This window comes from Agromyces sp. Root1464, assembly GCF_001427265.1.
GTDB classification, from domain to species: Bacteria; Actinomycetota; Actinomycetes; order Actinomycetales; family Microbacteriaceae; genus Agromyces; species Agromyces fucosus.
On record NZ_LMFU01000001.1, the window covers coordinates 1,023,774 to 1,046,780 of the forward strand.

Annotated in this window: 22 protein-coding genes; 9 read left to right on the plus strand and 13 right to left on the minus strand. The window is 71.0% G+C overall.

Features of this window, described 5'->3' with window-relative positions:
* The first annotated feature begins 80 nt into the window (after nucleotides 1–80).
* Entirely contained in the window at nucleotides 81–677 is a 597-nt protein-coding gene (locus ASD23_RS04660) for a DUF7010 family protein (RefSeq protein ID WP_162248729.1), read from the plus strand.
* A gap of 16 nt (nucleotides 678–693) precedes the next feature.
* Here ASD23_RS04660 and ASD23_RS04665 read toward each other — a convergent pair whose 3' ends face one another.
* Both ASD23_RS04665 and ASD23_RS04670 read right to left on the minus strand, forming a co-directional pair.
* Entirely contained in the window at nucleotides 694–1,896 is a 1,203-nt protein-coding gene (locus tag ASD23_RS04665) for an MFS transporter (protein WP_056007879.1), read from the minus strand.
* Between the two features lie 78 nt (nucleotides 1,897–1,974).
* Complete coding sequence (locus ASD23_RS04670; RefSeq protein WP_129231474.1) at nucleotides 1,975–2,640, minus strand: asparagine synthase; 666 nt, start codon at nucleotides 2,638–2,640, stop codon at nucleotides 1,975–1,977.
* A gap of 102 nt (nucleotides 2,641–2,742) precedes the next feature.
* Between ASD23_RS04670 and ASD23_RS04675 the strand changes: the two genes are divergently transcribed.
* Complete coding sequence (locus ASD23_RS04675) at nucleotides 2,743–3,321, plus strand: GIY-YIG nuclease family protein (protein ID WP_235507626.1); 579 nt, start codon at nucleotides 2,743–2,745, stop codon at nucleotides 3,319–3,321.
* Here ASD23_RS04675 and ASD23_RS04680 read toward each other — a convergent pair.
* The 3 genes from ASD23_RS04680 to ASD23_RS18515 all read right to left on the minus strand — a co-directional run bounded on the left by ASD23_RS04680 (nucleotide 3,318) and on the right by ASD23_RS18515 (nucleotide 4,832).
* Entirely contained in the window at nucleotides 3,318–3,920 is a 603-nt protein-coding gene (locus ASD23_RS04680) for a class I SAM-dependent DNA methyltransferase (RefSeq protein ID WP_056006871.1), read from the minus strand. The genes ASD23_RS04675 and ASD23_RS04680 overlap by 4 nt on opposite strands.
* Nucleotides 3,921–3,967: 47 nt before the next feature.
* A complete protein-coding gene (locus ASD23_RS04685) occupies nucleotides 3,968–4,396 on the minus strand; it encodes a cupin domain-containing protein (RefSeq protein WP_022892303.1) in 429 nt (142 codons plus the stop codon).
* A gap of 208 nt (nucleotides 4,397–4,604) precedes the next feature.
* On the minus strand, nucleotides 4,605–4,832 hold the full coding sequence (locus ASD23_RS18515) for a hypothetical protein (protein ID WP_442854316.1): 228 nt from the start codon (nucleotides 4,830–4,832) through the stop codon (nucleotides 4,605–4,607).
* Between the two features lie 47 nt (nucleotides 4,833–4,879).
* On the opposite strand from ASD23_RS18515, the gene ASD23_RS04690 reads away from it, so the two are divergent.
* A complete protein-coding gene (locus tag ASD23_RS04690; RefSeq protein WP_082571184.1) occupies nucleotides 4,880–5,395 on the plus strand; it encodes a MarR family winged helix-turn-helix transcriptional regulator in 516 nt (171 codons plus the stop codon).
* Nucleotides 5,396–5,443: 48 nt separating this feature from the next.
* Here ASD23_RS04690 and ASD23_RS04695 read toward each other — a convergent pair whose 3' ends face one another.
* Nucleotides 5,444–6,361, minus strand: coding sequence for an NAD(P)-dependent oxidoreductase (locus tag ASD23_RS04695; RefSeq protein WP_056006872.1), 918 nt, complete (start codon nucleotides 6,359–6,361; stop codon nucleotides 5,444–5,446).
* A gap of 315 nt (nucleotides 6,362–6,676) precedes the next feature.
* Nucleotides 6,677–9,817 carry an efflux RND transporter permease subunit gene (locus tag ASD23_RS04700; RefSeq protein WP_056006877.1) on the minus strand — a complete coding sequence of 1,047 codons (3,141 nt, stop codon included), beginning with the start codon at nucleotides 9,815–9,817 and terminating at the stop codon, nucleotides 6,677–6,679.
* 126 nt (nucleotides 9,818–9,943) lie between these two features.
* On the opposite strand from ASD23_RS04700, the gene ASD23_RS04705 reads away from it, so the two are divergent.
* Nucleotides 9,944–10,465: a MarR family winged helix-turn-helix transcriptional regulator gene (locus tag ASD23_RS04705; protein WP_056006880.1), complete on the plus strand. Its 522-nt coding sequence runs from the start codon at nucleotides 9,944–9,946 to the stop codon at nucleotides 10,463–10,465.
* A gap of 53 nt (nucleotides 10,466–10,518) precedes the next feature.
* Here ASD23_RS04705 and ASD23_RS04710 read toward each other — a convergent pair whose 3' ends face one another.
* Entirely contained in the window at nucleotides 10,519–11,250 is a 732-nt protein-coding gene (locus tag ASD23_RS04710; RefSeq protein WP_056006883.1) for an alpha/beta fold hydrolase, read from the minus strand.
* A gap of 73 nt (nucleotides 11,251–11,323) precedes the next feature.
* Between ASD23_RS04710 and ASD23_RS04715 the strand changes: the two genes are divergently transcribed.
* Nucleotides 11,324–12,025 (plus strand): helix-turn-helix transcriptional regulator, encoded by a 702-nt coding sequence (locus tag ASD23_RS04715; RefSeq protein ID WP_056006886.1) that lies wholly within the window; start codon nucleotides 11,324–11,326, stop codon nucleotides 12,023–12,025.
* A gap of 31 nt (nucleotides 12,026–12,056) precedes the next feature.
* Here ASD23_RS04715 and ASD23_RS04720 read toward each other — a convergent pair whose 3' ends face one another.
* On the minus strand, nucleotides 12,057–12,992 hold the full coding sequence (locus ASD23_RS04720) for an EamA family transporter (RefSeq protein ID WP_235507627.1): 936 nt from the start codon (nucleotides 12,990–12,992) through the stop codon (nucleotides 12,057–12,059).
* Between the two features lie 30 nt (nucleotides 12,993–13,022).
* Entirely contained in the window at nucleotides 13,023–14,621 is a 1,599-nt protein-coding gene (locus ASD23_RS04725) for an FAD-dependent monooxygenase (protein WP_082571186.1), read from the minus strand.
* A gap of 58 nt (nucleotides 14,622–14,679) precedes the next feature.
* On the opposite strand from ASD23_RS04725, the gene ASD23_RS04730 reads away from it, so the two are divergent.
* A complete protein-coding gene (locus tag ASD23_RS04730; RefSeq protein ID WP_056006889.1) occupies nucleotides 14,680–15,660 on the plus strand; it encodes a cation diffusion facilitator family transporter in 981 nt (326 codons plus the stop codon).
* Nucleotides 15,661–15,751: 91 nt separating this feature from the next.
* Complete coding sequence (locus ASD23_RS04735) at nucleotides 15,752–16,951, plus strand: AI-2E family transporter (protein ID WP_082571187.1); 1,200 nt, start codon at nucleotides 15,752–15,754, stop codon at nucleotides 16,949–16,951.
* Between the two features lie 21 nt (nucleotides 16,952–16,972).
* Here ASD23_RS04735 and ASD23_RS04740 read toward each other — a convergent pair whose 3' ends face one another.
* Nucleotides 16,973–17,773 (minus strand): DNA/RNA non-specific endonuclease, encoded by an 801-nt coding sequence (locus ASD23_RS04740; protein WP_056006891.1) that lies wholly within the window; start codon nucleotides 17,771–17,773, stop codon nucleotides 16,973–16,975.
* A 111-nt stretch (nucleotides 17,774–17,884) separates the two neighbouring features.
* Between ASD23_RS04740 and ASD23_RS04745 the strand changes: the two genes are divergently transcribed.
* Nucleotides 17,885–19,012, plus strand: coding sequence for a hypothetical protein (locus ASD23_RS04745; protein ID WP_157377006.1), 1,128 nt, complete (start codon nucleotides 17,885–17,887; stop codon nucleotides 19,010–19,012).
* 98 nt (nucleotides 19,013–19,110) lie between these two features.
* On the opposite strand, the gene ASD23_RS04750 is transcribed toward ASD23_RS04745, so the two are convergent.
* Both ASD23_RS04750 and ASD23_RS04755 read right to left on the minus strand, forming a co-directional pair.
* Nucleotides 19,111–19,863 carry a GAP family protein gene (locus tag ASD23_RS04750; protein ID WP_056006897.1) on the minus strand — a complete coding sequence of 251 codons (753 nt, stop codon included), beginning with the start codon at nucleotides 19,861–19,863 and terminating at the stop codon, nucleotides 19,111–19,113.
* A 75-nt stretch (nucleotides 19,864–19,938) separates the two neighbouring features.
* On the minus strand, nucleotides 19,939–20,271 hold the full coding sequence (locus tag ASD23_RS04755; protein WP_056006900.1) for a DMT family transporter: 333 nt from the start codon (nucleotides 20,269–20,271) through the stop codon (nucleotides 19,939–19,941).
* Between the two features lie 141 nt (nucleotides 20,272–20,412).
* Between ASD23_RS04755 and ASD23_RS04760 the strand changes: the two genes are divergently transcribed.
* Nucleotides 20,413–22,956 (plus strand): AAA family ATPase, encoded by a 2,544-nt coding sequence (locus ASD23_RS04760; RefSeq protein WP_056006903.1) that lies wholly within the window; start codon nucleotides 20,413–20,415, stop codon nucleotides 22,954–22,956.
* Nucleotides 22,957–23,007 lie beyond the last annotated feature (51 nt).

Genomic DNA, 23,007 nt, shown 5'->3' on the forward strand with positions numbered 1-23,007 from the left:
TCGCATTCGCGGACGCCGGAGACACGGGCCGATTCCGGCCGCTCTCGAGCCCCTCGCGCGTCTTCTGCGAGTATGAACGCGTGAACGTGAAACAGGCGCAAGAGGATGTTCGCCGTGTCTACCGGGGAGGATTCTCGGGTCCACTCGTCGCCGCCGTGATCTGGGCGGCGGCGTCGGCCGCGTCTCAGTGGGGCTCCCCGGCAACAGCGATGGCCGTCCTCTTCTTCGGCGGGATGTTGATCTTTCCGTTGTCCTCGCTTGTTTTGAAGCTGATGGGTGGACCGGCTTCCCTGGCCAAAGGGCACCCTTCAATCGCCCTCGCCATGCAAAGCGCATTCACCGTGCCGCTGGGGTTGCTCGTGGCGATCGCGCTCGGCGCTGTCGAACCCTCGTTGTTCCTGCCGGCCTCGCTCATCATCGTGGGGGCCCACTACCTCACGTTCATCTCTCTCTACGGGATGCGTGCGTACGGTGTCTTGGCCGGAGTCCTGGTGGCGGTCGGGGCGGTCGCCATCTTCGCCGTCCCCGCGTTGAGAGACCTCAGCGGCTGGATCGGTTGCGTGGTGCTGTTGGTGTTCGCCGGTTCGCTCTTCGTCGCCTACCGAGCCGAGTTCCAGCACACCGCGGCACTCACGTCTCCCGCCCTTCGTGACGTCGGGGTATCCGACGTCTCGTGATCGACCTCCGTCGGGCTCACGTCGCGCGCGCCGTGAGCATCGCGACGAACGCGAGCCCGGCCATGACGGCCGTCATCGCGGCGTACGATCCGACTCCCGTGGCCACCGCCGCGCCGATCGCAGGAGAGAGGGCCATCGCGATCGTGATCGGCGCAGCGAAGGCGCCGTTGATGGCACCGTAGTTGCGGGTGCCCCAGCGGTCGGCGACCGCCGACGCCTGCACGAGCGTGTACGCGCCGCGCACGGCACCGGCGACGACGCCGATCACGATGAGCAGCCAGATCGGACCGGGCACGAGTGCGAGCGCGGCGAGTGAGATCGCGGCGAGCGCGCAGACGATCGCGACCGGCACCCACGGCCGCACGCCATGAGGCAGCACGAGGAACAGCAACCGGCCGATCACCTGCCCGGCGCCGATCAGGCCGAGCGCGAGCGCCGCGAACTCGAAGGTCAGACCCTTCTCCATGTAGAGCGGCACGGCGGCGAGCGTCGTACTCATCAGCGCCACGCTGACGGTGATCATGGTGATCTCGAGCATCCAGAAGCGACGCGTTCGAAGCACTGAAGAGACCGTGTGCACGGCTTCGTCGTGCACGGCGTGCCGGTGCGGCCATCGACGCTCGAGCGACATCAGGTGCAGCGGCACGGTGATGATCGCGAGCACCGCGGCGAGCACGAGGAAGGTCGCCCGCCAGTCGAGCACCGTGAGCAGACCGGCGACGATCGGGGCGAAGATCGTCGAGGCGAGCCCGCCCGCCAGCGTCAGGATCGTCATCGGCAGCTGGCGGCGTGCACCGTAGCGTCGAGTGATCACGGTGAAGGCGGCCTGGTAGAGCACGGCCGACTGCGCGATGCCGCACACGATCCAGGCCGCGGCGAAGAGCACGAGGTCGGGCGCGGAGGCGACGCCGACGAGCCCGACCGCACCCACGAGCGAGCCGAGGCTCATGACGGTGCGCGGTCCGCGGTCGTCGAGCAGGCGGCCGACGAAGACCCCGGCGAGCGCCGACACCACGAGCCCTGCCGAGAACGCGGCGGTGATCGCAACGAGCGACCAGCCCGTCTCGCGCGCCACCTCGGGCGCTGCGACGATCATCGCGTAGTAGAGGATGCCCCAGCTGACGACCTGCCCGATCGACAGCGCGGCCAAGCGCAGGCCCGGCCGACCGGCCGGCACGGGCGACGCCTCGACTCGGTCGATACGGTCGGTGCGGCTCATCATTCCCACGCTATCGCGGAGCGCCGACGACCGCCGCTGCGGGCCGTGAACCCCTGATGAACGTTCGGGCGGCCCGGCTCAGCCCGCGAAGCCGCGGAACGGGTCGTTCGCCTCGGCGCGGCGCGCACGCTCGGCCTCGGCAGCCGCCACGCCTCGATCGAGGTCGGCCAGCAGGTCGTGGATGCGGTCGTCGCGCTCGGCCTCGTAGGTCTCGTCGACCTCGATCTCGGGCCACTCGCCCCACTCGCGGTCGAGGCGCGTCTCGATCGCACCCGAGACCTCGTCCCAGGCCTCTTCGCGTGCGCGCTCGGCGAAGGCCCTGAGGTACTCGGGGTCGTTGCGGCGCTCCCACAGTTCCTTCGCGACGGCGGCATACACCTGCTCGCGGCGGCGGAGGTTCGCGGCATCCGCCCTTCGGTAGTCGTGCTCGTGGGATGAACGGCCGTCGCGCTTGGCGGCGGCGGACCGGGCCTCGCTCGTGATCTCGGCGACCTCGTCGGCCTCCTGCACGAGTTCGTAGAGCACCTCTCGAGCGGCGGCGGCGGCGCGCTCGGGCGCGAACGGCTCCTCACCGCGGAGCGCCTCGACGATCATGCGGTTCTTCAGCGCCATGCGTCCGGCGGACTCGGCGACGAGCACGCCTTCCGCGAGCATCTCGTCGAAGGTCGGCGTCGGGGCCTCGGGCAGCGCGGTGCGGTCGAACGGCTTGAACCGTTTTCGCTGCCGCTTGCGCCACAGGGGCATGCCGATCGACCTCCGAACCTCGGTGTCCGCCGCCATCCGGCGTCGGAGATCGAGCCTATCGCGGCTCACTCTCGCGTCGGTGGTCGCGGTTAGCCTTCCGGTATGAACCGAGCGGATGCCGCAGGGCGGGCGTGCAGCATCCGCCTCGATGACGGCCCGTGCGCGGCGTCGGTCGAGCCGGGCGCGCCGCTCGACCTGTGCACCCGGCACCTGCTCGAGGCATACGACTGGGTGGCGCGAGACGTCGGGGTGACCGACCTGCTGCCGGGGCCCTGCCTCGTCTGCGGTTCGCGGGTTGGCATCGTGTACCCGTCGGGTCGCATCTGCGCGATCTGCGAGTGGCGCTTCGGCGACGCGCCTGACGACGGGTTGGCCGATCCCCGGGTCGACGTCGTCTACTACCTCGGCTATCGCGACCAGATCAAGATCGGCACCTCGGGCAACCCCCGTGTGCGGTTCGCGAGCCTGCCGCACGACGAGGTGCTCGCCTTCGAGCTCGGCGACCGCACGGTCGAGCAGCGCCGTCACGCGCAGTTCGCGAGACACCGGTTCGCGGGCACCGAATGGTTCGGGGTGCACGACGAACTGCTCGCGCACATCGGCGAGCTGCGACTCGGCATCGCCGACCCATGGGCGCAGTACGACCGCTGGGTGAGCCGGCGGCTGGCGGCGCAGAGCTAAGAGGTTCGCCGCGCCATGATTGCCGCGTGCGGTCGGCGGCCGGGGTCGGTGCGGGTGTGCATCTCTTCGACCGCGAACCCCGCCGCCTCGAGGCGCTGCGCCATGGCGGTCGGCGGCCAGAAGTAGGCGGTCACGACCTTGTGCGGGAATGGCTCGATGCTCACGCCGTCGAAGAAGCCGAGCAGCAGGCTCCCGCCGGGGCGGATGCATCGTGCGAGCTCATCGAGGGCCGACGGCACACGGTCGGGTTCGAGGTGGATGAGCGAGTACCACGCGAGGATCCCGGCGAGGCCGGCATCGGGCACGCCGAGGTCGTCGAACGACGCCACCCTGAACGGCACCGCGGGGAACCGCTCCGCCGCACGGGCGACGAACGCGGGAGTGAGGTCGACGCCCTCGACGTCATGACCGAGCCGTCGGAGGTGATCGGTCCAGTGCCCCGGTCCGCACCCGGCGTCGAGCAGCGGTCCGTCGAGCGACGCGGCCCATCGGGTGATGAGTTCGCGGTCGAGCTCGTGGGTGTCGGCGACCGATCCGAGCAGCGAGATGTACTCCTCGGCTCGCTCGGTGTAGGCCGCTCGCACTTCGCTGATCGACATGTCACCCACTCGTGCGGCGCTCGTCTCGGTCGTGGTTCTGCCGCCGACTACCAGGGTGACGGGCGGTCGTTGTCGCGCTGCCCGTCGTCGGGCAGGTGCGGCAGCTCGGAGCCACCGGCGCGGATGCACAGCCAGCGCAGCTGCTCGGAACCGTCGGGAGCGCAGCGCCAAGTGCGCCAGACACCCTGGCCGACGCGCACGACGCTGCCGGGGCCGACGTCGACGACCTCGCCGTCGAGGCCCATCTGCCCGCGGCCTCCGAGGAAGACGTAGAGCTCCTCGACGCGGGAGTGGGTGTGCCAGTAGCCGGCCTCTTCGCCCGGTTCGAGGGCGTTGGCGGTCATGCCGATGTACTGCATCGTCAGGTCGTGGTCGACGACCCGCCGACCGTCGCGCGAACTCTCGGGGCGGAAGCCGCCGAAGTGCTCCCGCCACTCGTCGAGGCCGCCGATCTCCAGCACTTCGTAGTCGCTCACGTCGACAGAGTAGCGGGCGGCGCCGACACGCTGCCCCGCATTCCTCATGGGATGCCTCGCCGCTTCGACCCATCGAGACGACGCTTCTTGTCGGATGGACCCGCGTCGAACCGACGAGAAGCGTCATCTCGACGGTCGCGGAGCGATGGGACGCGCGCGGCGGGCTCGCGCGAGGCACGAGGCACGAGACACGGGCGACCTGCGCGCATCAGGGGCAGTGCAGCTGCGTGCGCTCGAATGAACGGTCGATCGTGTGGCTCGACATCGGCGCGCCGCAGAGCGGGCAGGCGGGAGGCGTGGCTGGCGCCGGCTCCTCGTCGTAGGGGCCGAGCGGAGGAGGCCCGATGTAGGGCAACAGCCTCGCGTTCAGCCGGTCGATGAAGCCGGCGTAGCCGCGCTGGGCCCCGGGTGGCGTGTCCCGCTTTCTTCGTGTCACAATCATTAGTGTACTAATGATTTGTCGTCACGTCATACTGGAAGCCCATGAACGCCAGCAGCGCACTCCCCGACACCACCGACGAGCCGGTTGCCGCGCCATCCGCCGCTGAGCCCGGCGGCGCTGCTGCGACCGACGACCTCCTGGCGCTCGAGAACCAGGTGTGCTTCGCCCTCGCCGTCGCGGCTCGCGGCGTGATCGGCGTCTACCGTCCGATCCTCGAGCCGCTCGGCCTCACGCACCCGCAGTACCTCGTCATGCTCGCGCTCTGGCAGCGGAGCCCCCGCACGGTGCGCGACCTCGGCGAGGCACTCCAGCTCGAGCCCGCGACGCTGTCGCCGCTGCTGAAGCGGCTCGAGGCGCAGGGCTACCTGACGCGCGAGCGCAGCACACGCGACGAGCGCGCCCTCGACGTCGCGCTCACTCCGGCCGGGCGGGCGCTGCGCGAGCAGGCGCTCGCCATTCCGCCGCAGGTCGTCGACCGTCTCGGCATGAGCCTCGACGAGCTCGGGCGCCTCAGGGACCGCCTCACCGAGGTCATCACGGCCGTGCAGCACGGCTGAGCCGGGCGCCCCGCCCGTCGGGTCGGGCGAGTGCGACCCGATGCACCCTCACGCCTCGGGGTCGAACCCCGCGACGCTCCCGTCGGATGAGGCGTACTTCACGATGAGGCTCGCGTCCTTGCCACCGAGACCCTCGTCGATGAGCCGTTCGAACTGCTCGAGGGCGATGCGCGACGCCGGCATCGGCAGCCCGGCGGCGTCGCCCGCGGCGAGCGCGAACGACAGGTCCTTCTGGGCGAGCACGGCCGAGAAGGTCGCGTCGAAGCCGCGGTTCGCCGGGCTCGTCGGCACCACGCCCGGCGCCGGGTACCAGGTGCGGAGCGGCCACGACTCCCCCGACGAGACGGACGCCACTTCGAAGAACTTCGCCGGGTCGAGCCCGAGCTCGGCGGCGAGCTGCGAGCCCTCGGCGACGCCGAGCAGCGAGACGAAGAGCATGAGGTTGTTCGCGAGCTTCGCGGCGATGCCCATCGTGGGGCCGCCGAGGTCGAAGACGTGCGCGGCGAGCGGCTCGACGAGCCGAGTGGCCTCGGCGACATCCTCGGGATCGCCGCCGAGCATGAAGGTGAGCGTCGCCGCCTCCGCCCCCGCGATGCCGCCGGAGACGGGCGAGTCGACGAAGCGGAACCCGCGTTCGACGGATGCCTCGTGGCAGAACCTCGACGTCGCGACGTCGACCGTCGAGGTGTCGAGCAGCAATGCCCCGGCGGGCGCCGCAGCCCACACCCCGCCGTCGCCCCCGTAGACCTCGCGCACGTGCTCGCTCCGCGGCAGCGAGGTGAAGACGACGTCGGCCTCCCGAACCGCCTCCTCCACGGTCGCGACGATGCGCACGCCGCGCTCGGCGGCGGCGGTGCGCGCCGCCGGCACCGGGTCGACGCCCCGCACGAGATGACCGGCCCCGACGAGGTTTCCCGCCATCGGCCCGCCCATGTGTCCCAGACCGATCCACGCGATGGTGGCCATGGTTCCTCCCGACGTCGCGACGCGGCATTGCGCCCTCGCGTCCACGATACGGTCGCCTCCTCACCACGGCAATGCACCCGATGCGGCGCGAACAGCGTGCGAACGACCGTGTGAGATCTGCCTCACATGAGGCGGGTCTCACATGAGGCTGGGCCGCTCTCATATGAGGCTCGGCCGGTCTCGCACAAGTCACGACGACCGAACGCGAGGCACGCCCGCGCACGCGACGCCCGACATGAAGGCCGGAGCGGAGCGGAACGGGCGCCCGTGTCGGGGCGCCCGTTCCTGCTTCACGCTCGCGCGAGGCGTCGAGCGTCAGGCGTCGGTCGCAGCGGGGAGCGCAGGCCCCGCGACATCCGCAGCCTTCGCCTCGTGCTTCGCCGCCCGCTTCGCCTCGCGTCGCTCTCGGCGACCCTCGACGAGGAGGTACAGCACGGGCACGAGCACGAGGGTCAGCACCGTCGAGGAGACGAGTCCGCCGATCACGACGATCGCGAGGTCCTGCGAGATGAACCCGCTCGACCCGGTGACGCCGAACGCCATCGGCATGAGGGCGAAGATCGTCGCGAGGGCCGTCATGAGGATCGGGCGCAGGCGCTGACGGGCGCCGTTGAAGACGGCGTCGGGGACACGCTGGCCCTGGGCCCGGTACTGGTTCACGAGGTCGATGAGCACGATCGCGTTCGTCACGACGATGCCGATCAGCATGAGCATGCCGATGAGCGCCGAGATGCCGAGCGGTCGTCCGGTCGCGAGCAGCAGCGCGATGGCGCCGGTTGCGGCGAACGGAATCGACACGAGCAGGATCAGCGGCTGGCGCAGCGAGCGGAACGTCGCGACGAGCAGCATGAACACGATCGCGATCGCGACGAGCATCGCGAGGCCGAGCTGCTCGAACGACTCGGTCTGGGTCTCGGCGAGGCCGCCGATCTCGGCGGTGACGCCCTGCGGCAGCTCGAGCTCGGCGAGGCTCTCCTGCACCGATGCCGTGACGGCGCCCAGCTCGCCCTCGTCGGGCGTGATCGAGATCGTCGCGACGAGCTCGCCGGACTGGCGGGCGATCGAGGTCGGCACGGTGACCTCCTCGACCGTCGCGATCGCCGACAGCGGCACGAAGCCGACGGGGCTCGAGGTGCTCGGCAGGACGACCTGCTCGAGTTCGGCGATCGACTGCGGCGCGGGGGCGCCGTCGACGTAGATGCGGTACTCCTCGCCGTCGAGCCCGATCGAGCCGATCGACTGCGGCGAGAGCGTGCCCGCCACGATGCCGAGCACCTGCACCTCCGTGAGGCCGTTCTCGAGCGCGGCCGTGCGGTCGACGGTCACCTGCACGATCGGCTGCGCCGGGGCGCGATCGCTCGTGACCTCCGCGGCGTTCGGGGTGTCTTCGAGCGCGGCGAGCACGTCATCGGATGCCGCGGCGAGATCGCTCTCGTTCGCGGCCTGCACGATCACGTCGACGGTGCCGCCGAAGCCGCCCATCGCGGCCGAGTCGGCGATGGCGATCTCGCCGGCGTCGTCGATCTCGGCGAGGCTCTCCCGCAGCTCCGCCTGCAGCGCCGCCTGGTCGACGTCCTTCGAGGTGTTCACGATGTAGGTCGCCGTGCCGCCCGCGCCGCCGAGCATCGACATCATGCCGCCCGAGCCGGCGGTGAGCATGACGTCTTCGACGCCATCGAGGTCGAGCAGCACGTCCTCGACCTTCTCGGCGCCGGCCGAGATCGTCTCGAGGTCGGTGCCGGCCGGGAACTCCTGCGTGACCGTGACCATGTTCTGGCCGGTCGAGCCGAGGAAGTCGACCTTCAGGAAGGGCACCATCGCGAAGGTGATGACGAGGAGCAGCACCGAGGAGGCGAGGGTGATCACCGGGTGCTTCTGCGTGCCGCGGAGCACCGGGGCGTAGCCGCGCTGCAGCCAGCCCGTGCGCTCCTTCTCCTCGGCGGCGAGGCGGGTGGCCTCGATGTCGTCGAGGTTCTTCGGCTGCCGCAGGAACCAGTACGAGAGCACGGGCACGATCGTCAGCGAGACGAGGAGCGAGGAGAGCATCGCGATCGTCACCGTGAGGGCGAACGGTGCGAAGAGCTCGCCGACCATGCCGCCGACCAGCGCGATCGGCAGGAAGACGGCGACCGTCGTGAGGGTCGACGAGGTGATCGCCCCCGCGACCTCGCGCACGGCCCCGAGGATCGCCTGCACCTTCGCCTCGCCGTAGGCGAGATGGCGCTTGATGTTCTCGATGACGACGATCGAGTCGTCGACCACGCGTCCGATCGCGATCGTGAGCGCACCGAGGGTGAGCATGTTGAGCGAGTAGCCGCCGAGGTTCAGCCCGATGAAGGTCACGAGCACCGAGAGCGGGATGGAGATCGCGGTCACGAGCGTCGAGCGCACCGACATGAGGAAGATCAGGATGACGACGATCGCGAAGAGGAGGCCGAGCAGCCCCTCGATCGCGAGGTGCTGGATCGACTCCTCGATGAACGGCGCCTGGCTGAACACCACGGTCAGCTCGATGCCGTCGAGGTCGTTGGAGAGGTCGGCGAGTGCGTCGTCGACGGCGTGCGAGACGGCGACGACGTCGGCGTTCTGGGTCGCGACGATCGAGAGCGAGAGCGCCTCGACGCCGTTGGTGCGGGTGATCGACGTCTGCGCCTCGGTCTCGAGCTCGACGGATGCCACGTCGCCGAGCTGCACGACGGTGCCGGGCTGCGTCGTCGACGCGAGCGGGATCTGGCGGAGCGCGTCGAGCGAGTCGATCGACTCGCCGCCCTGGACGGGCAGCAGCTGGCCGTCCTCGGTGATGCTGCCGAGCGGCATCACGAGCCCGTTGGCCTCGAGCGCATCGGAGACGGCCATCGGGGAGATGCCCTGCTCGGCGAGCGCGGCCTGGTCGGGGGTGATCACGACACGCTCGGTCTCGCCGCCCGAGACCGTGGCGGAGCGCACGCCGTCGATGGCCTCGAGGCGAGGCACGACGATGTCGTCGAGCGTCGCGGAGAGCTCGGCGAGCGAGACATCCGTCGCCCCTGCCGTCAGGAACATGATCGGCAGCGACGAGGTGCTGCCCGCGAGCACCTCGGGTTCGGCGTTCTCGGGAAGCGTTCCGTCGAGCCCGGCGATCGCGTCGTTCAGTGAGGCCGTGAACTCCTTGGCGTCGGTGCCGTAGGCGTAGGCGACGGAGACCGTCGACACCCCGCTCGACGAGCTCGCGACGACCGACTCGACGTCGTCGAGGTTCGACAACGCGTTCGAGATCGGCAGGCTCACCTGCTCGTCCATCACCTCGGGGCTCGCGCCCGGCACGACCGTCACGACGGTCGTCTGCGGCAGCTCGATCGACGGGATGAGCTCCTGCTTGACCTGTGTCATCGAGAACAGGCCGAAGCCGGCGATGACGAGCGTCACGAGCGCGACGAGCGCCCGGTTGGCGAGACTGAATCGGGCGAGTCTGTACATGGCCGTCCTGGGGGTCGGGGCGTGGTCGTACCGAGGGGGAATTTGCTTCGTATCACACGAAGCTTCGCTTTAGGCTACGTATTCTTCCCTGTGCCGCGGCTGAGAATGCCGGGGTACGGTGTTCGAGTGGAGAGCTTCGAAGTCGACAGCGCCGGTCAGGGCGAACTCCTCGACGAACTCCTCCGCCTGCAGGCCGCGATGGAGACCATCGTGGTACCCGAGCTCGTCGAGCCGCTGCTCTCGATCCGGCTCACGATGCAGCAGCTCAAGGTGCTCGGCATCATCCTCACCGACGCCGACGGCAGCACCGTGCAGGGCCTCTCGAAGACGCTCGGCGTCTCGCTCGCGACGATGTCGGGCATCGTCGACCGGCTGACCGGCCAGGGCATGGCCACGCGCGTCGAAGATCTCAACGATCACCGGGTGCGCCGGGTGGTCGCCACCGATCGGGGTCGCGAGGTGATGCAGGAGCTGCTCGCCGCCCGGCCGCAGCTCAGCCGCCCGCCGCTCGAACGGCTCGACATCCAAGACCTCCGGGCGCTCACGCGCGGCGTGGGCGCGCTGCTCCGGGCACTCGAGGCGGAAGCGGCCGCCGTCACGGACGCGGACGCCAGCGCCGACGCCGCCGAGCAGCGACCCGCGCACTGACGGACCGGCAGGGCCGGCCGGATTCGGCTGGCTCTGCCGGTCGTACGTGCAGTTCAGTCGTTTCGGGAAGCAGCCGACTGTATGGCCGCGGCGAGGTCGCGGGGACGGCTCCACATGGGCCAATGCCCCGTCGGGAGGTCGATGACGTCGAGGTGCTCGAGGTTCGCGACTTCGGCGAACATGGGATGGCCTGCTCGGACCAGCTCCATGACCTGTTCGCTCGAGATCGAGCAGCACACCAGGGTGGTGCGGACCTCGCGGCGGGCATCGTTCGTGAGCTCGACGGGCTGACGAAGCACGGGGCCCGGCTCGGGGACGGCCCGGGCCCGGAAACGCTCGAGGACCTCTGGGCTCAGGCCTTCGAGGCTCGCCTGCTGTGCGAGCACCTCGAACGACGGCAGCGGCAACTCCTTCGCCTCATCCGGGAAGTCGGGAGCGAAGACACTACCCGCCGCCACGGGGCCGGAGTCGACCCACACCACCCGGTGGACGAGCTCCGGGTGCCGGTCGAGGACGAGACTGACGGGGGCGTTCGCCCCACTGTGGGCGACGAGGACCGCGGGCCGATCTCCATGTTGGGAAATGACTCCGAGGATCGCATCCGCCTGGTCGTCGAGCGTCTTCGCCGCACGTTCGGAATCGTCCCCGTCGAGACCGGGCAGCGTCATTGCGATCGCGCGCGAGTGGTCGGTGCTCAGGTGATCGAGGACGTCATCCCACGCCCAAGCACCCAGCCAATGGCCGGCGATGAGGATGATGGTCGGACTGGTGGTGGGAGTGTTCATGTCACAACTCTCACAGGCCACATGGACAAGAGTGTGTCACTATTTCTGTCATGAATTCGTCGGGATCCGAAGGGTGAAGCGAACCGAACGGCTCCATGCCCTCTCCGAGATGTTGCGCCGCAGCGGCGCGCGAGGCGTCTCCGCCGAACGATTGGCGAGAGAGTTCGGCGTGTCCGTGCGCACGGTCAAGCGAGACCTCGACGGGCTCGAGAACAGCGGCGCGCCCGTATGGTCGCGTCCGGGTCCGGGCGGTGGATACGGATTGGCCGCAGGCGCGTCCCTGCCGCCGGTCAGCCTGTCCCCAGCGCAGGCCGTGGCGCTCATGGCGGCCGTGTCCGCTGCACCAGACGCTCCCTACGCCGATCTGGCAGCAGCCGGGATCCGGAAGATCCTGGACGTGCTCGATCCCAGGACCCGAGCACGAGCCGACGAGCTGGCCGGCCGCGTCTGGGTCGACGCGAGTCCCTCCCCCGCTTCGCGCGCAACCAGGTCGGCACTGGACGAGGCGATGGCCGAGCAGCGCGTCGTCCGCATTCGCTACACCTCGAGAGAGGGGACCACGACCACCCGCGACGTCGAACCCGTGCTGTTCGCCTCCCCGAACGGCCAGTGGTACCTGGTCGGGTGGTGCCGACTGCGCAATGCGATGCGTTGGTTCACCGTGTCGCGCATCGAGCGAGCCAGCGTGACCAAGACGGCGTGCAGCGGCCACACCGTCCAGGAGGTCGGAGAACCCCCGGCGAACGCCAGACCGGTGCACGGTCGGGGCGAGTGAGTCGCTCGATCGGCCGCTCCGGTCGGTGCACCTAGGCCATGCCCTCTGCGGTCTGCTCGAGCTGCGACTTGGGTCGTGCGCGCTGGGTGGCGAGCGCCGTGCCCGCGGCCCCGCAGACGATGACGATCGCGATCACCTCGGTGAGCGAGAAGGTCTCCGACAGCACGAGCCAGCCGAACACGGCCGCGATGACGGGTCCGAAGCTCGTGACGATCGCGTAAATGCGCGGCGAGATGCGGCGCAGGATCCACGTGTCGAGGCTGTACGGCAACGCCGACGACAGCACTCCGACGCCGAGCAGCAGGCCGACGACGGCCCAGTCGACGACCGCCGGGTCGAAGGTCGCCGCCGCGAACGGCGCCAGCAGCGCGAGGCTGACGATGCTCGCGACGGTGAGCCCCTCGAGCCCCGGCAGGCCGTGAGCGACCTTGCGCGTGAGCAGGATGTACCCGGCCCAGGCGGCCGCCGCGGTCAGGGCGAGCGTCAGGCCCCACGGGTCGATGCCCGCGGCATCCGATGCGCCCGGGCCGATCAGCAGCACGACCCCGGCCCCTGCGGCGAGCGCGCAGATCACATCGAGCACGCGCCGCGAACTCGCGAGCGCGATGGCGAGCGGCCCGAGGAACTCGATCGTCGCGGCGACGCCGAGGCCGAGCAGGTGCACCGACTCGTAGAACGTCACGTTCATGATCGCGAGCACGACGCCGAGCGCGACCGCAGGCCAGAGGCGGCGCCACGTGAGCTCGGCGCGTTTCGGGCGGTAGAACGGCAGCACGGCGACGACCATCACGAGCTGCCGCACGGCGACGACGACGAACGAGCCGACGACCGGGATCACGAGGCCGGCGAGGGATGAGCCGAAGTTGATGGAGACCTCGGTGCCGAGCTGCACGGCGGCTCCGGCGAGGCTCCTGCCTCGCTCCGCACCGTGAGCGGGCGCCGCAGCGGGCATGGTCTCGTCGGTCACCATACGACGATACGCGTCGCCGAGCGCGCCTCAGAATCCGGCGAGGCGGGCCCTCGCGGCGTCGAGGTCGCGGCCCGTGCCGGGGGCGAGCACCTCGGCGACCACGAAGCCGTCGCGGCGCACGAGGTAGACCCGATCGCTCCGCAGCCGGGCGCGTCGCGGGCGGCCCATGTCGCGACCGAAGACGTGCGCATCCACCCCGAGCTCGCCGGCGATGCGCCGCACGGCCCGCTCGGGCACGCCGTACCCGTGCACCTGCCACTGCATCGAGCGGAGCGCGTCGAAGTTCTCCCCCGTCCATCGCAGGCGGACGCCCACCGCCGCGTCCCGGCGGGTGCCCGCGACATCCGGAACCGGGTAGCGGATGCGGGTCTGCGAGAGGTAGCCGAACACCCGCCGTCCGCCGATGAGCAGCGGCGCGAGGCGCACGGCGGTCGGGCCGATGAGCGGCACGACGCGGCCGCGCACGAAGCGCGCGGCGGGCGAGGCCGAGGTCACCGCGGCGAACGCGCGATCCGTCGTCGCGACGAGCACCTTCCCGACCGGTCGCCGCTCCGCCTCGTAGCGGTCGAGCCGCGTGTCGGGCATGCCGCCGACCACGACGTCGGCGAGCGCGCAGGCGAGACCGTGCGCCTCCTGCAGGCCGGTGTTCATGCCCTGCGCGCCGACCGGCGAGTGGATGTGAGCGGCGTCGCCGACGAGGAAGCACGGCCCGTCGCGGAAGCGCGCGGCGAGGCGGTGGTGCAGCCGGTACGTCGTGAACCAAGCGGATGCCGCGTACCGCACGCCGAACTCCCGGTCGAGCATGCCGCGCACGAGGGCCTCGGGCAGCTCCCCGTGCTCGTCGCGGTCCCGGTCCCGCACGACGCCGAGCAGGCGTGCCCGCCCCGGCCCCATCGGGAAGGCGAGCAGGAAGTGCTCGGCCGTCACGCGCACGTTGATCGCGTCGCCGACGAGCCCGGTGACGCCCGAGGCATCCGAGACGTAGAAGGTGTGCTCGTTCGTCACGCCCTCGAAGGGGATCCCGAGCGACTCGCGCACGGGCGAATGGGCGCCGTCCGCGCCGACGCAGTAGCGGGCGCGCACGGTCACCGGCCCGTCGGGTCCGACGAGCGTCGCGGTGACGGATGCCGCGGCATCCGCTGCATCGCCGTCGCCATCGCCGTCGCCTTCGCGGCCGCCTGGGCCCGTGTGCGGTGCGACCTCGAGCCGCTCGAGTCGATGGCCCCACCGCACCTCGCGCCCGAGTTCACCGAGCGCATCGACGAGGAGGCGCTCGTTGCGGCTCTGCTCGAACACCGTGATCTCGCGATACGGCGTGACCCCGGTGCCGAGCGCACGCAGGCGGATGCGCCCGAACGGGCGTCGACCCCGGCCTGCCCCCGGCACCACGGTCGTGGCCGCCGAGCGCTCGGCGAGCACCCGGTCGACGAGGCCGAGCTGGTCGTAGAGCTCCATCGAGCGGGCCTGCACGGCGAGCGCCCGGGACTCGCGGGTCGGCCGCTGCTTCCCGTCGACGATCACCGCGTCGACCCCGAGCTTCGCGAGGCACACCGCGGTCATGAGCCCGCTCGGCCCGGCACCGACGATCAGCACGTCGGTGTCGATGCGCCCTGCGCCCGCGCCCATGCCTCCACTGTCGCACCGTGGCGCGCCGGATGCCAGACTCGAACCGGGGAGGGCCGGCATGAGTGACACCGACGGCGACAGCGCGAACGACACGGCGGGCGAGAGCCTGCTCACGGTCATCATCGCGCTCGTCGCGAACGCCCTCATCGCGATCGCGAAGACCGCGGCGGCGGCGATCACGGGATCGGCGTCGATGGTCGCCGAGGCCGCGCACTCCTGGGCCGACACCGGCAACGAGATCCTGCTCGTCATCGCCGAGCGCCGCTCGCGGAAACCGGCCGATGCGCGGCATCCGCTCGGCTTCGGCAAGGACGCCTACATCTGGTCGATGTTCGCCGCGTTCGGCCTCTTCACCGCCGGCGCGGTCGTCTCGATCCAGCACGGCATCACCGAGCTGATCGATCCGGAGCCGGCGAGCGACTTCGGCGTCGCCTACGTCGTGCTCGCCGTCTCGTTCGTGCTCGAGGCGATCTCGTTCGTGCGGGCCTACCGTCAGGCGCGCGCAGCGGCACGCGAGCGCAGCCTGCACACGATCGAGCACGTCGCGAAGAGCTCGAACCCCACACTCCGGGCCGTGTTCGCCGAGGACGCCGCCGCCCTCATCGGCCTCGTGCTCGCCTTCCTCGGCGTGCTGCTGCACCAGGTCACGGGCTCCCCCGTCTACGACGCCCTCGGCTCGATCCTCGTCGGCGTGCTGCTCGGCGTCGTCGCGGTCGTGCTGATCGGCCGCAACCGCGCCTTCCTCCTCGGCGAGGCGATCGACGAGGAGTCGCGCGACGTGGTGCTCGCCGAACTGCTCGAGCGACCCGAGATCGATCGCGTCACCTTCCTCCACATCGAATACACGGGGCCCGACACGGTCTTCGTGATCGCAGCGGTCGACCTCGTGGGCGATCGGGGTGAAGCGGATGTCGCGGCCGAACTGCGCGCGCTCGAACACGCGCTCGAACAGCATCGGCAGGTGGGCCGGGCGGTCCTCACGCTCTCCGATGCCGCGAGCCCGCCGCTCCTGCCGGGCCGATCGGCGCCGGCACCCTGAGCCCCGCCGGGCCGCGCCGCTCCCGCTGCCCGGCATCGCCGCTCGCTATCGTGAGGCAAGACGCGCGCGCACCGTGCCGAACGGAGTCCTCATGTGGTGGAACAGGAAGCGAACCGGGCCGAAGGGCGTCACGAGCGAGGCCGAGGCCGAAGCGCTCCGCGGGGAGGTGCCGGGCGGTGAGCACCGCAACGCGTTCATCCTCATCGGGTTCGGCGGGGCGGCCGTCGCCGCGTTCGGCATCGCCGCCCTCTCCGGCATCATCGCGCCCGTCTTCTTCGCCCTCGTGCTCACCATCTGCGTGCACCCCCTGCGAGTGTGGCTCGAAGACCACGGCGTGCCACGCGGCATCGCGACCGGGTCGGTGATCACCGCCGTCACGTTGCTGCTGGTCGCCTTCGGCTACGCCGTCATGGTCGCGTTCGGGCAGTTCGCGAACCTGCTGCCCGAGTTCGCCGGCGAGATCAAGTCATGGGGCGCCGACTTCGCCCAGTGGCTGGTCTCGATCGGCATCAACGCCGACGAGCTGCATGCGCTCGTCTCCGACTTCGATCCAGGCACGGTCATCGGCTTCGTCAGCGGGCTCGTCGGCGGACTCGCCGGGTGGACGACGACGCTCGTCGTGCTCTTCACGATGCTGCTGCTCATGGCGATGGACGCGGGCTACCTGCCGACGTTACTCCGGCAACTGCGGCCGCACCGACCGCTGGTCGCGACCTCGCTCGTCAACTACGGCAGCAACGTCCGCCGGTACATGGTCGTGACGACCGTGCTCGGCGTGGCGCAGGGTGTCGTGAACTGGATCGCGCTCCTCATCATCGGCGTTCCCGGCGCGTTCATCTGGGGTCTGCTCGCCTTCCTCTGCAGCTTCATCCCGAACATCGGCTACTTCATCGCGATCATCCCGCCGATCATCTTCGGCGCGCTCGTGGGCGGCTGGCCGACGGTGATCGCCGTGATCGTCGTCTACGGCGTGATCAACGCCGTGATCCAGTCGGTCATCCAGCCGCGCGTCGTCGGCAACGCCGTCGCGCTGAGCCAGACGATCACCTTCTTCTCGGTGCTCTTCTGGGCGGTCGTCATCGGCCCGATCGGTGCGATCCTCGCGATTCCGCTCACGTTGCTCGTGCGCATGGTGCTCGTCGACTCGAACCCGAACTCCTTCTGGCTCCGCCCGATGCTCGGCGAGCTCGACGAGACGAAGGCGCTCATGGCCGAGTCGGATGCCGCGGCGAAGGCGGCTCGGAAGGCGAAACGCGCGCCCCTCGCGCCGGCGGTGTCGCCGGTCGAGTAGCGAGGGCCCGGGAGCGCGGGCTCAGAGCCGGATGTCGCCGGCGTCGGCGAGCTGCCGCCAGCCGGTCACCGCGACGGTCACGGGCAGCACGTCGGCCGCCTCGAGCTCGGGCATGACGAGGCCGGTGAGCTCCGCGACATCCGACACCGGCACCTGGAAGGTGCGGAACGGGCCGAGCGGCGGCGCCTCACCCGGAGTCGGCGCCACGACCTCGCTCGTGTCGACGAGCGGCGCCTGGTCGACCACGAAGGCCGTCGTCGCGAGGCGTCCGCCGGCGTTCCACGCGACGACCTTCCAGAACCGAAGGGGCACTCGGATGCCTCGATACGGCGGGTCGCCCGCCGCGAGCACGGGTGCCGTGAACACGCTGAGCCGCAGACCGTAGACCTCGGCGTGCTCGAGCACGTGGTCTTCGAGGCCGAGCCACAGCTCTTTCGACTGGTTGAAGCCAGCGGCCTGCGGGGCGGCATTGGGGTAGCGGAAGGTCTCGGCGTTCGCCCGCGCCGCGATCTCGGGCGCGCCCCAGACGGGGTCGCGACGGCGCACGAGGTGACCGCGGTCGAAGTCGTTGCGGGCGTAGATCTCGGGGCCTGCCTGCCAATCGGCCGGGATGCGCTCGTCGAGCCGCCAATCGTCGCCGCGCGGCAGGTCGATGAGCGACGGACCGTCGACGTTGACGCCCGTGACCCGCGCGAGGCGCCGCACGGTGTCGAGCACGACCGAGAAATGGAGGTACTCGAGATCGACGGAAGCCGCGGCCTCGACCTCACCTGCTCGCGGCATCGGTGCGGGCACTCCGAGGAACTGCGCGTCGAATCCCATGCCCAGAGTCGACCACGACCTGCCGACAAGTCCGCAATGGGGAGCCCTCCACCCCCGGCCCGCCGTGACCCCCTCACCGGCGCACATAGGCTGGCCACCGAAGGGGGAACATTGACTGAAGATTCCCGGGGCGAAGAGCCCCAAGAGACCATTCCCGAGACGACCGAGGCGGCGCCCGCGCCGGCGGCGGCTCCTGAGGCTGCGGCACCCGGCGGCGTGGCCCCCGCGCCCAAGAAAGGCCTCGGCACGGGCGCGATCCTCGGCATCGTCGGGGGCGGGCTCGTCGTGCTCGTCGTCCTCATCGTCGCGATCGTGTTCGCGATCAGCGCCCTGCGCGGAATCGCGGGCGGCGGCGGCAGCCCCTTCGCTGGGGGCGGGAGCGCCGAGGAGACGGCTGAGGGATACCTCACCGCCATCGCCGACGGCGATGCGGAGGCGGCGCTCTCGTTCATCTACGCACCGGAGTCGTCGAGCCCGCTGCTGACCGATGACGTACTCGCCGCGTCGCAGGAGCTCGCACCACTCACCGACATCGTGATCGGCGAGCCCGACATCACCGGCGGCTACGGCCTGGTGCCCGTCACCTACTCGATCGGAGACACGCCCGTCACGACCGAGATCTCCGTCTCCCAGGACTCCGACGGGTGGACGGTCACGGGCGGCACCGGTCAGCTGAGCGTCTACCAGCTCGACGGCCTCGAGCCAACCATCAACGGCGTCCCGGTGAGCGGCGAGTACGTCGATGCGTTCCCCGGCGCGTACGAGTACGGCGTGACCGTCGACGGGTTCGCCCTCGAGGGCGAGACCGTGATCGTCGTGACCGCGCCGAGCGAGTACCCCGACACGAGTGGCATGAACGCGGTGCTCACTCCCGAGGCGGCGGACGCCTTCCGGCAGGCCGTCTCGGCCTCGGTCGACGCCTGCATCGTGTCGACGACGCTCGAGGCCGGTTGCGGGCTCACGATTCCGGCCACGCTGAGCGACGGAACCGTGCTCACCGAGGGCACCATCACCCGCACGCTGCCCGCCGAGACGCGCGCCGAGATCGGCGCGTTCCAGCCCGAGCTGAGCTACGACGTGCCCACCCTGGTGACGGGCGGCTACCTCGGCTCGGTCGAGGTCACTGCGGAGTGCACGAAGGACGGCGCCACCGGCACGTGCTCCGTGCTGTTCGGCCCGTCGTTCGGCACCCCGTCGATGAACCTCGCGACCGACGGCGCCGTCGTCGAGTGGGACTGACCTGCTGGCAGACTGACGCACCACGCGAACGCGCGCACCGACCACCCGGTCGGTGCGCGCGTTCCGCGTCTCGGGTGTCGACCCGGTCGGGACGAGCGCTACAGGATCGCCTCGAAGAGGCCGAGCTCGACGGCCGCCGCCCGCGCGAGCAGGAACCCGATGATGCCGACGATCCATCCGGTCGTCTCGGCGGCGTTCCTCTCCATCCAGGCGCCGAGCCGCGCGAGGGGTCGCTCCATCGCCCGTGCCGCGACGAGACGGAGGCCGAGCAGCACGAGGGCGGGCAGGACCATGACGAGGCAGTACCCCGCGAGCACGAGCAGCCGGGCGGCGGCGTCGAACTCCGAGGTCGAGAGCAGTCCGATGCCGACGAGGTACGGCAGCATCGACGCGACCTCGACGGCAGCGGCGGCGACCGCGAGCCCCATGAGCGGCAGCAGGCTACCCGTTTCCTCCCCCACGTCGGTGACGGCTCGCTCGCGCCAGCGCGCGAAGCGGCCGGGTCCCGTGCGCTTGCGCTTGCCGCCGATGAAGAACGATCCGATGAGCAGGGCCGCGCCGACGATGAGCTGCGCCCAGAGGAAGCCGGGGGTCGCGGCGAGCGTCATGAGCTGCGGGAGGGCGGTGGCCGCGACGGTCAGCAGCACGATGCCGACCAGGAGGTAGAAGCCCGCGACCGTCGCGAGGTAGATGAGGATCCGGCCGGGCCGCAGGCGGCCGGGCGCGAGGAGCAGCCACGTCGGGATGAGCAGGGTGCCGAAGCTCGTCGAGTCGACGAGCGCCAGCAGCGCGAGCGCACCGAGGAGGGCGGGGCCGGTGAGGGCGGCTCCGCTCAGAAGGTCGAGGTCCATCCGTCCAGCCTGCCGGATGCCGCGCGCCGACGGATCCACCGCACGGTGGATGTCGGGTCGCGGCGGGCGACCCGATCAGGCGTGCGCGGCCGGCGCGGCGAAGACGTTCAGCACGATGACGCCCGCGATGATCAACCCGATGCCGAAGAGCTTGGGCATCGTGAGGCTCTCGCCGAGGAAGAGCACCCCGATCGTCGCGATCGCCGCCGTGCCCACGCCCGACCAGATCGCGTAGACCATGCCGATCTCGAGCTCGCGCACCGCCTGGGCGAGCATCGCGAATGACACCCCGTAGGCCGCGAGCACTCCGACGGTCCACCAGAGCTTCGTGAACCCCTCGGTCTTGCCGATGAAGCTCGTCGCCGCGACCTCGAACACGATCGCGAGGGTGAGGAACAGCCAGGCCATGGTGGATTCCGTTCTCGTCGCGGGTGTGGCGGCATCCGACACTAGTGCAGGTCGGCGACGACCCGCTCGATAGGGTGGTGGGACCGTGCGGGCGGTGACCTCGCGATGCGCCCGGATCTCCCGAGATGCAGAGGAACGGCTGTGAACGGACCGACGCGAAGCCCCGCGCCATCCGCCGCGTTCATGCCCTCGCCCGGGATCGATGGATTCGCGGCGTTCTCGCGCGCGCTCACGCAGCTCCGCCTCGATCAGGGAGCGCCGAGCTTCGCCGAGCTCACCAGGCAGGTCGCGGTGCTGCGCGAGCGACGAGGGTCGGGCGCCGCGCCCGGCCGGGTGACCGTCTACGACTGCTTCCGACCCGACCGGAGGCGGATCGACGCCGATCTCGTCGGCGACATCGTGCTCGCGCTCGGGGTGCCCGCCGGTCCGGCCGAGGCCTGGCGGCGGCTCGCACTCCGCTTGGCCGGTGCCACCCTCGGCGATCACGTCGTCGTGACCGAGCTGGGCGCCGGCCGCGCAGCGTCTCCGGCCTCGTCGGACGTTCCACCGTCGACCCCCGCCGTCGCTCCCGGCACGGTGCTCGTCATCACCGGCCTGCCGGGCGTGGGCAAGAGCATGCTCGCCCGGCGATTGGCCGAGGGCGAGCGGGCCGCGGGCCGGGTCGACCTCGCCCTGAGGGTCGAGCTCCGCGGCTACGACAGCGTGCAGGCGCCCGTCGCTGCCGAAGAGGCGCTCCGCGGCATCGCCCGCGCCCTCGGCGCCCGAACCGAGCACCGCGCCGGCGCCGGCATCCTCCGGCGGCGCATCGCCGAGGCGTGCGCCCGCCGCCCCACGCTGCTGCTCCTCGAGGACGCGGCAGCGGCGTCAGCTGTGGCACCGCTCCTGATCGGTACGCCGGGCGCGCAGATCCTCGTCACGTCGCGCGCGATGCTCGACGACCTCGAGGCCGAGATCGAGCGCGGGCGCGCGGGGTCGGCAGACGACTCGGCGTCGCCTCGGGTACGGCGCCTGGTCGTCGAGCCGTTGACGAGCGAGCAGGCGATCGCCTGGCTCCAGCGGGAACTCGGGGATCGCATCACCTCCGGAGGGCACGACGCGATCGCTCGCCTGGCGCGGGCCTCGGGAGGGATCCGACTCGACCTCTCCGTCATCGCCCGCTTCGTCCGCGACAATCCGCGGTGGAGCCTCGACGACGTCGCCGAACGGTTCGAGAGCGGCGACGCCGACGAGCGTGTGCGCCCGTTCCTCCGGTCGACGGTGGCCACCCTCGACGACGACGCGATGGCGCTGTTCCGCTCGCTCGGGCTCCTCTCCGCACCGATCCACCGCGACATCATCGGGTACCTCGCACCCGGCGCGGCCATCGGCCGCCTCACCTCGCTGCACCTCGTGGAGTCCGAATCAGGGCTGATCAGCATGCACGACACCGTGCGAGCCTTCGCCCGCCGCCTCGCGCTCGACACCGACCCGCTCTCGGTTCGCCGCGAGTTCGGCCGCACCTTCGTGAGGGTCGTCGCCGAGCGCTCGCAGCTCGACCGGGTCGGGGTGGGTCAACTCCATGCCGCGGCACTGCTCGCCGACGAGCTCGGCCTCCGCTCCGAGCTCGTCGGCCTCGCACAGCGCTTCGCCGAACAGCTCGGTGACGCCGGCTACTGGGCAGAGGCGCACGACCTCCTGGTGCGAGCGGATGCCTCGGCCGAACCCGGTGAGCGCGGCGACATCGCCGAGCTGCTCGCCCGGGCGTCCGAGCGCCTCGGCGATGTCGACGCAGCCCTCGCGGCCCTGCACCGGGCCGAACGCATCGGCACCGAGGCGATGCCCGGGCGTCGCTGGAACATCATCGGCAACGTGCATCGCATGCTCGGCCGCTACGACCTCGCCGAGGAGGCGTACCGCACGGCGGGAGAACGAGCCGCGGCGGCGGGCAACGGCATCACCGAGGGGCGGGCGATCGGCAACCTCGCCGATCTCTCGCGGTTGCGCGGCAGGTCGACCGAGGCGGCAGCCGGGTACGAGCACGCTCGGCAGATCAGCGAGTCGGCCGGCGACGAGGTCAACCTCGCGATCATCCGCTCGAATCGGGCGATGTTCCGGGGGGCGATCGGGCGCACCGCAGAGGCCCTCGCCGACATCGACGGACTCATCAGGCACGGCACCACCGGCTTCTCCGCGTCGTACCTCCGGGTCGTGCGCACCGGCATCTTGGTCGCGGCCGGCGACATCGACGAAGCCGCGGCGACGATCGCCGAGTGCCGCGCGATGCTCGACGGCTCGGAGGGCATCGAGGTCGAACCGGAGCTCGACGTGCTCGAGGCCCAGGTGCAGCTCGCGCGCGGGCGCTTCGGCGACGCCTCGGCCGCCGGGGCGCGAGCGCTCCGCGAGGCGAGGGAGGTCGGCTGGCCGCTCGTCGAGGCCGACGCCCTGAACACGCTCGCGGAGATCGCCGTCGCCACCGGCGAGTTCGGCCTCGCGGGCAGGCGGGCGACCGCGGCGCAGTCGGTCGCCGAGGCCATCGGCGATCCTCTGGAACTGGCGAGGTCGCTCGCAGTGCACTCGGCGGTGCTGGAGTCGGCCGGCGATCCTGCGGCCGCCGGGGTCGCGGCCCGACGCGCGCTCGATCTTCTCGAATCGATCGGCCACGCGCGCACCCCGCAACTCCGCGAACGCGTCGCGCTGGTCGGCTGAGCGGATCGCGACGGCCGTTCGGGCTCGTTCGGGAAACTCACGACGCACGCT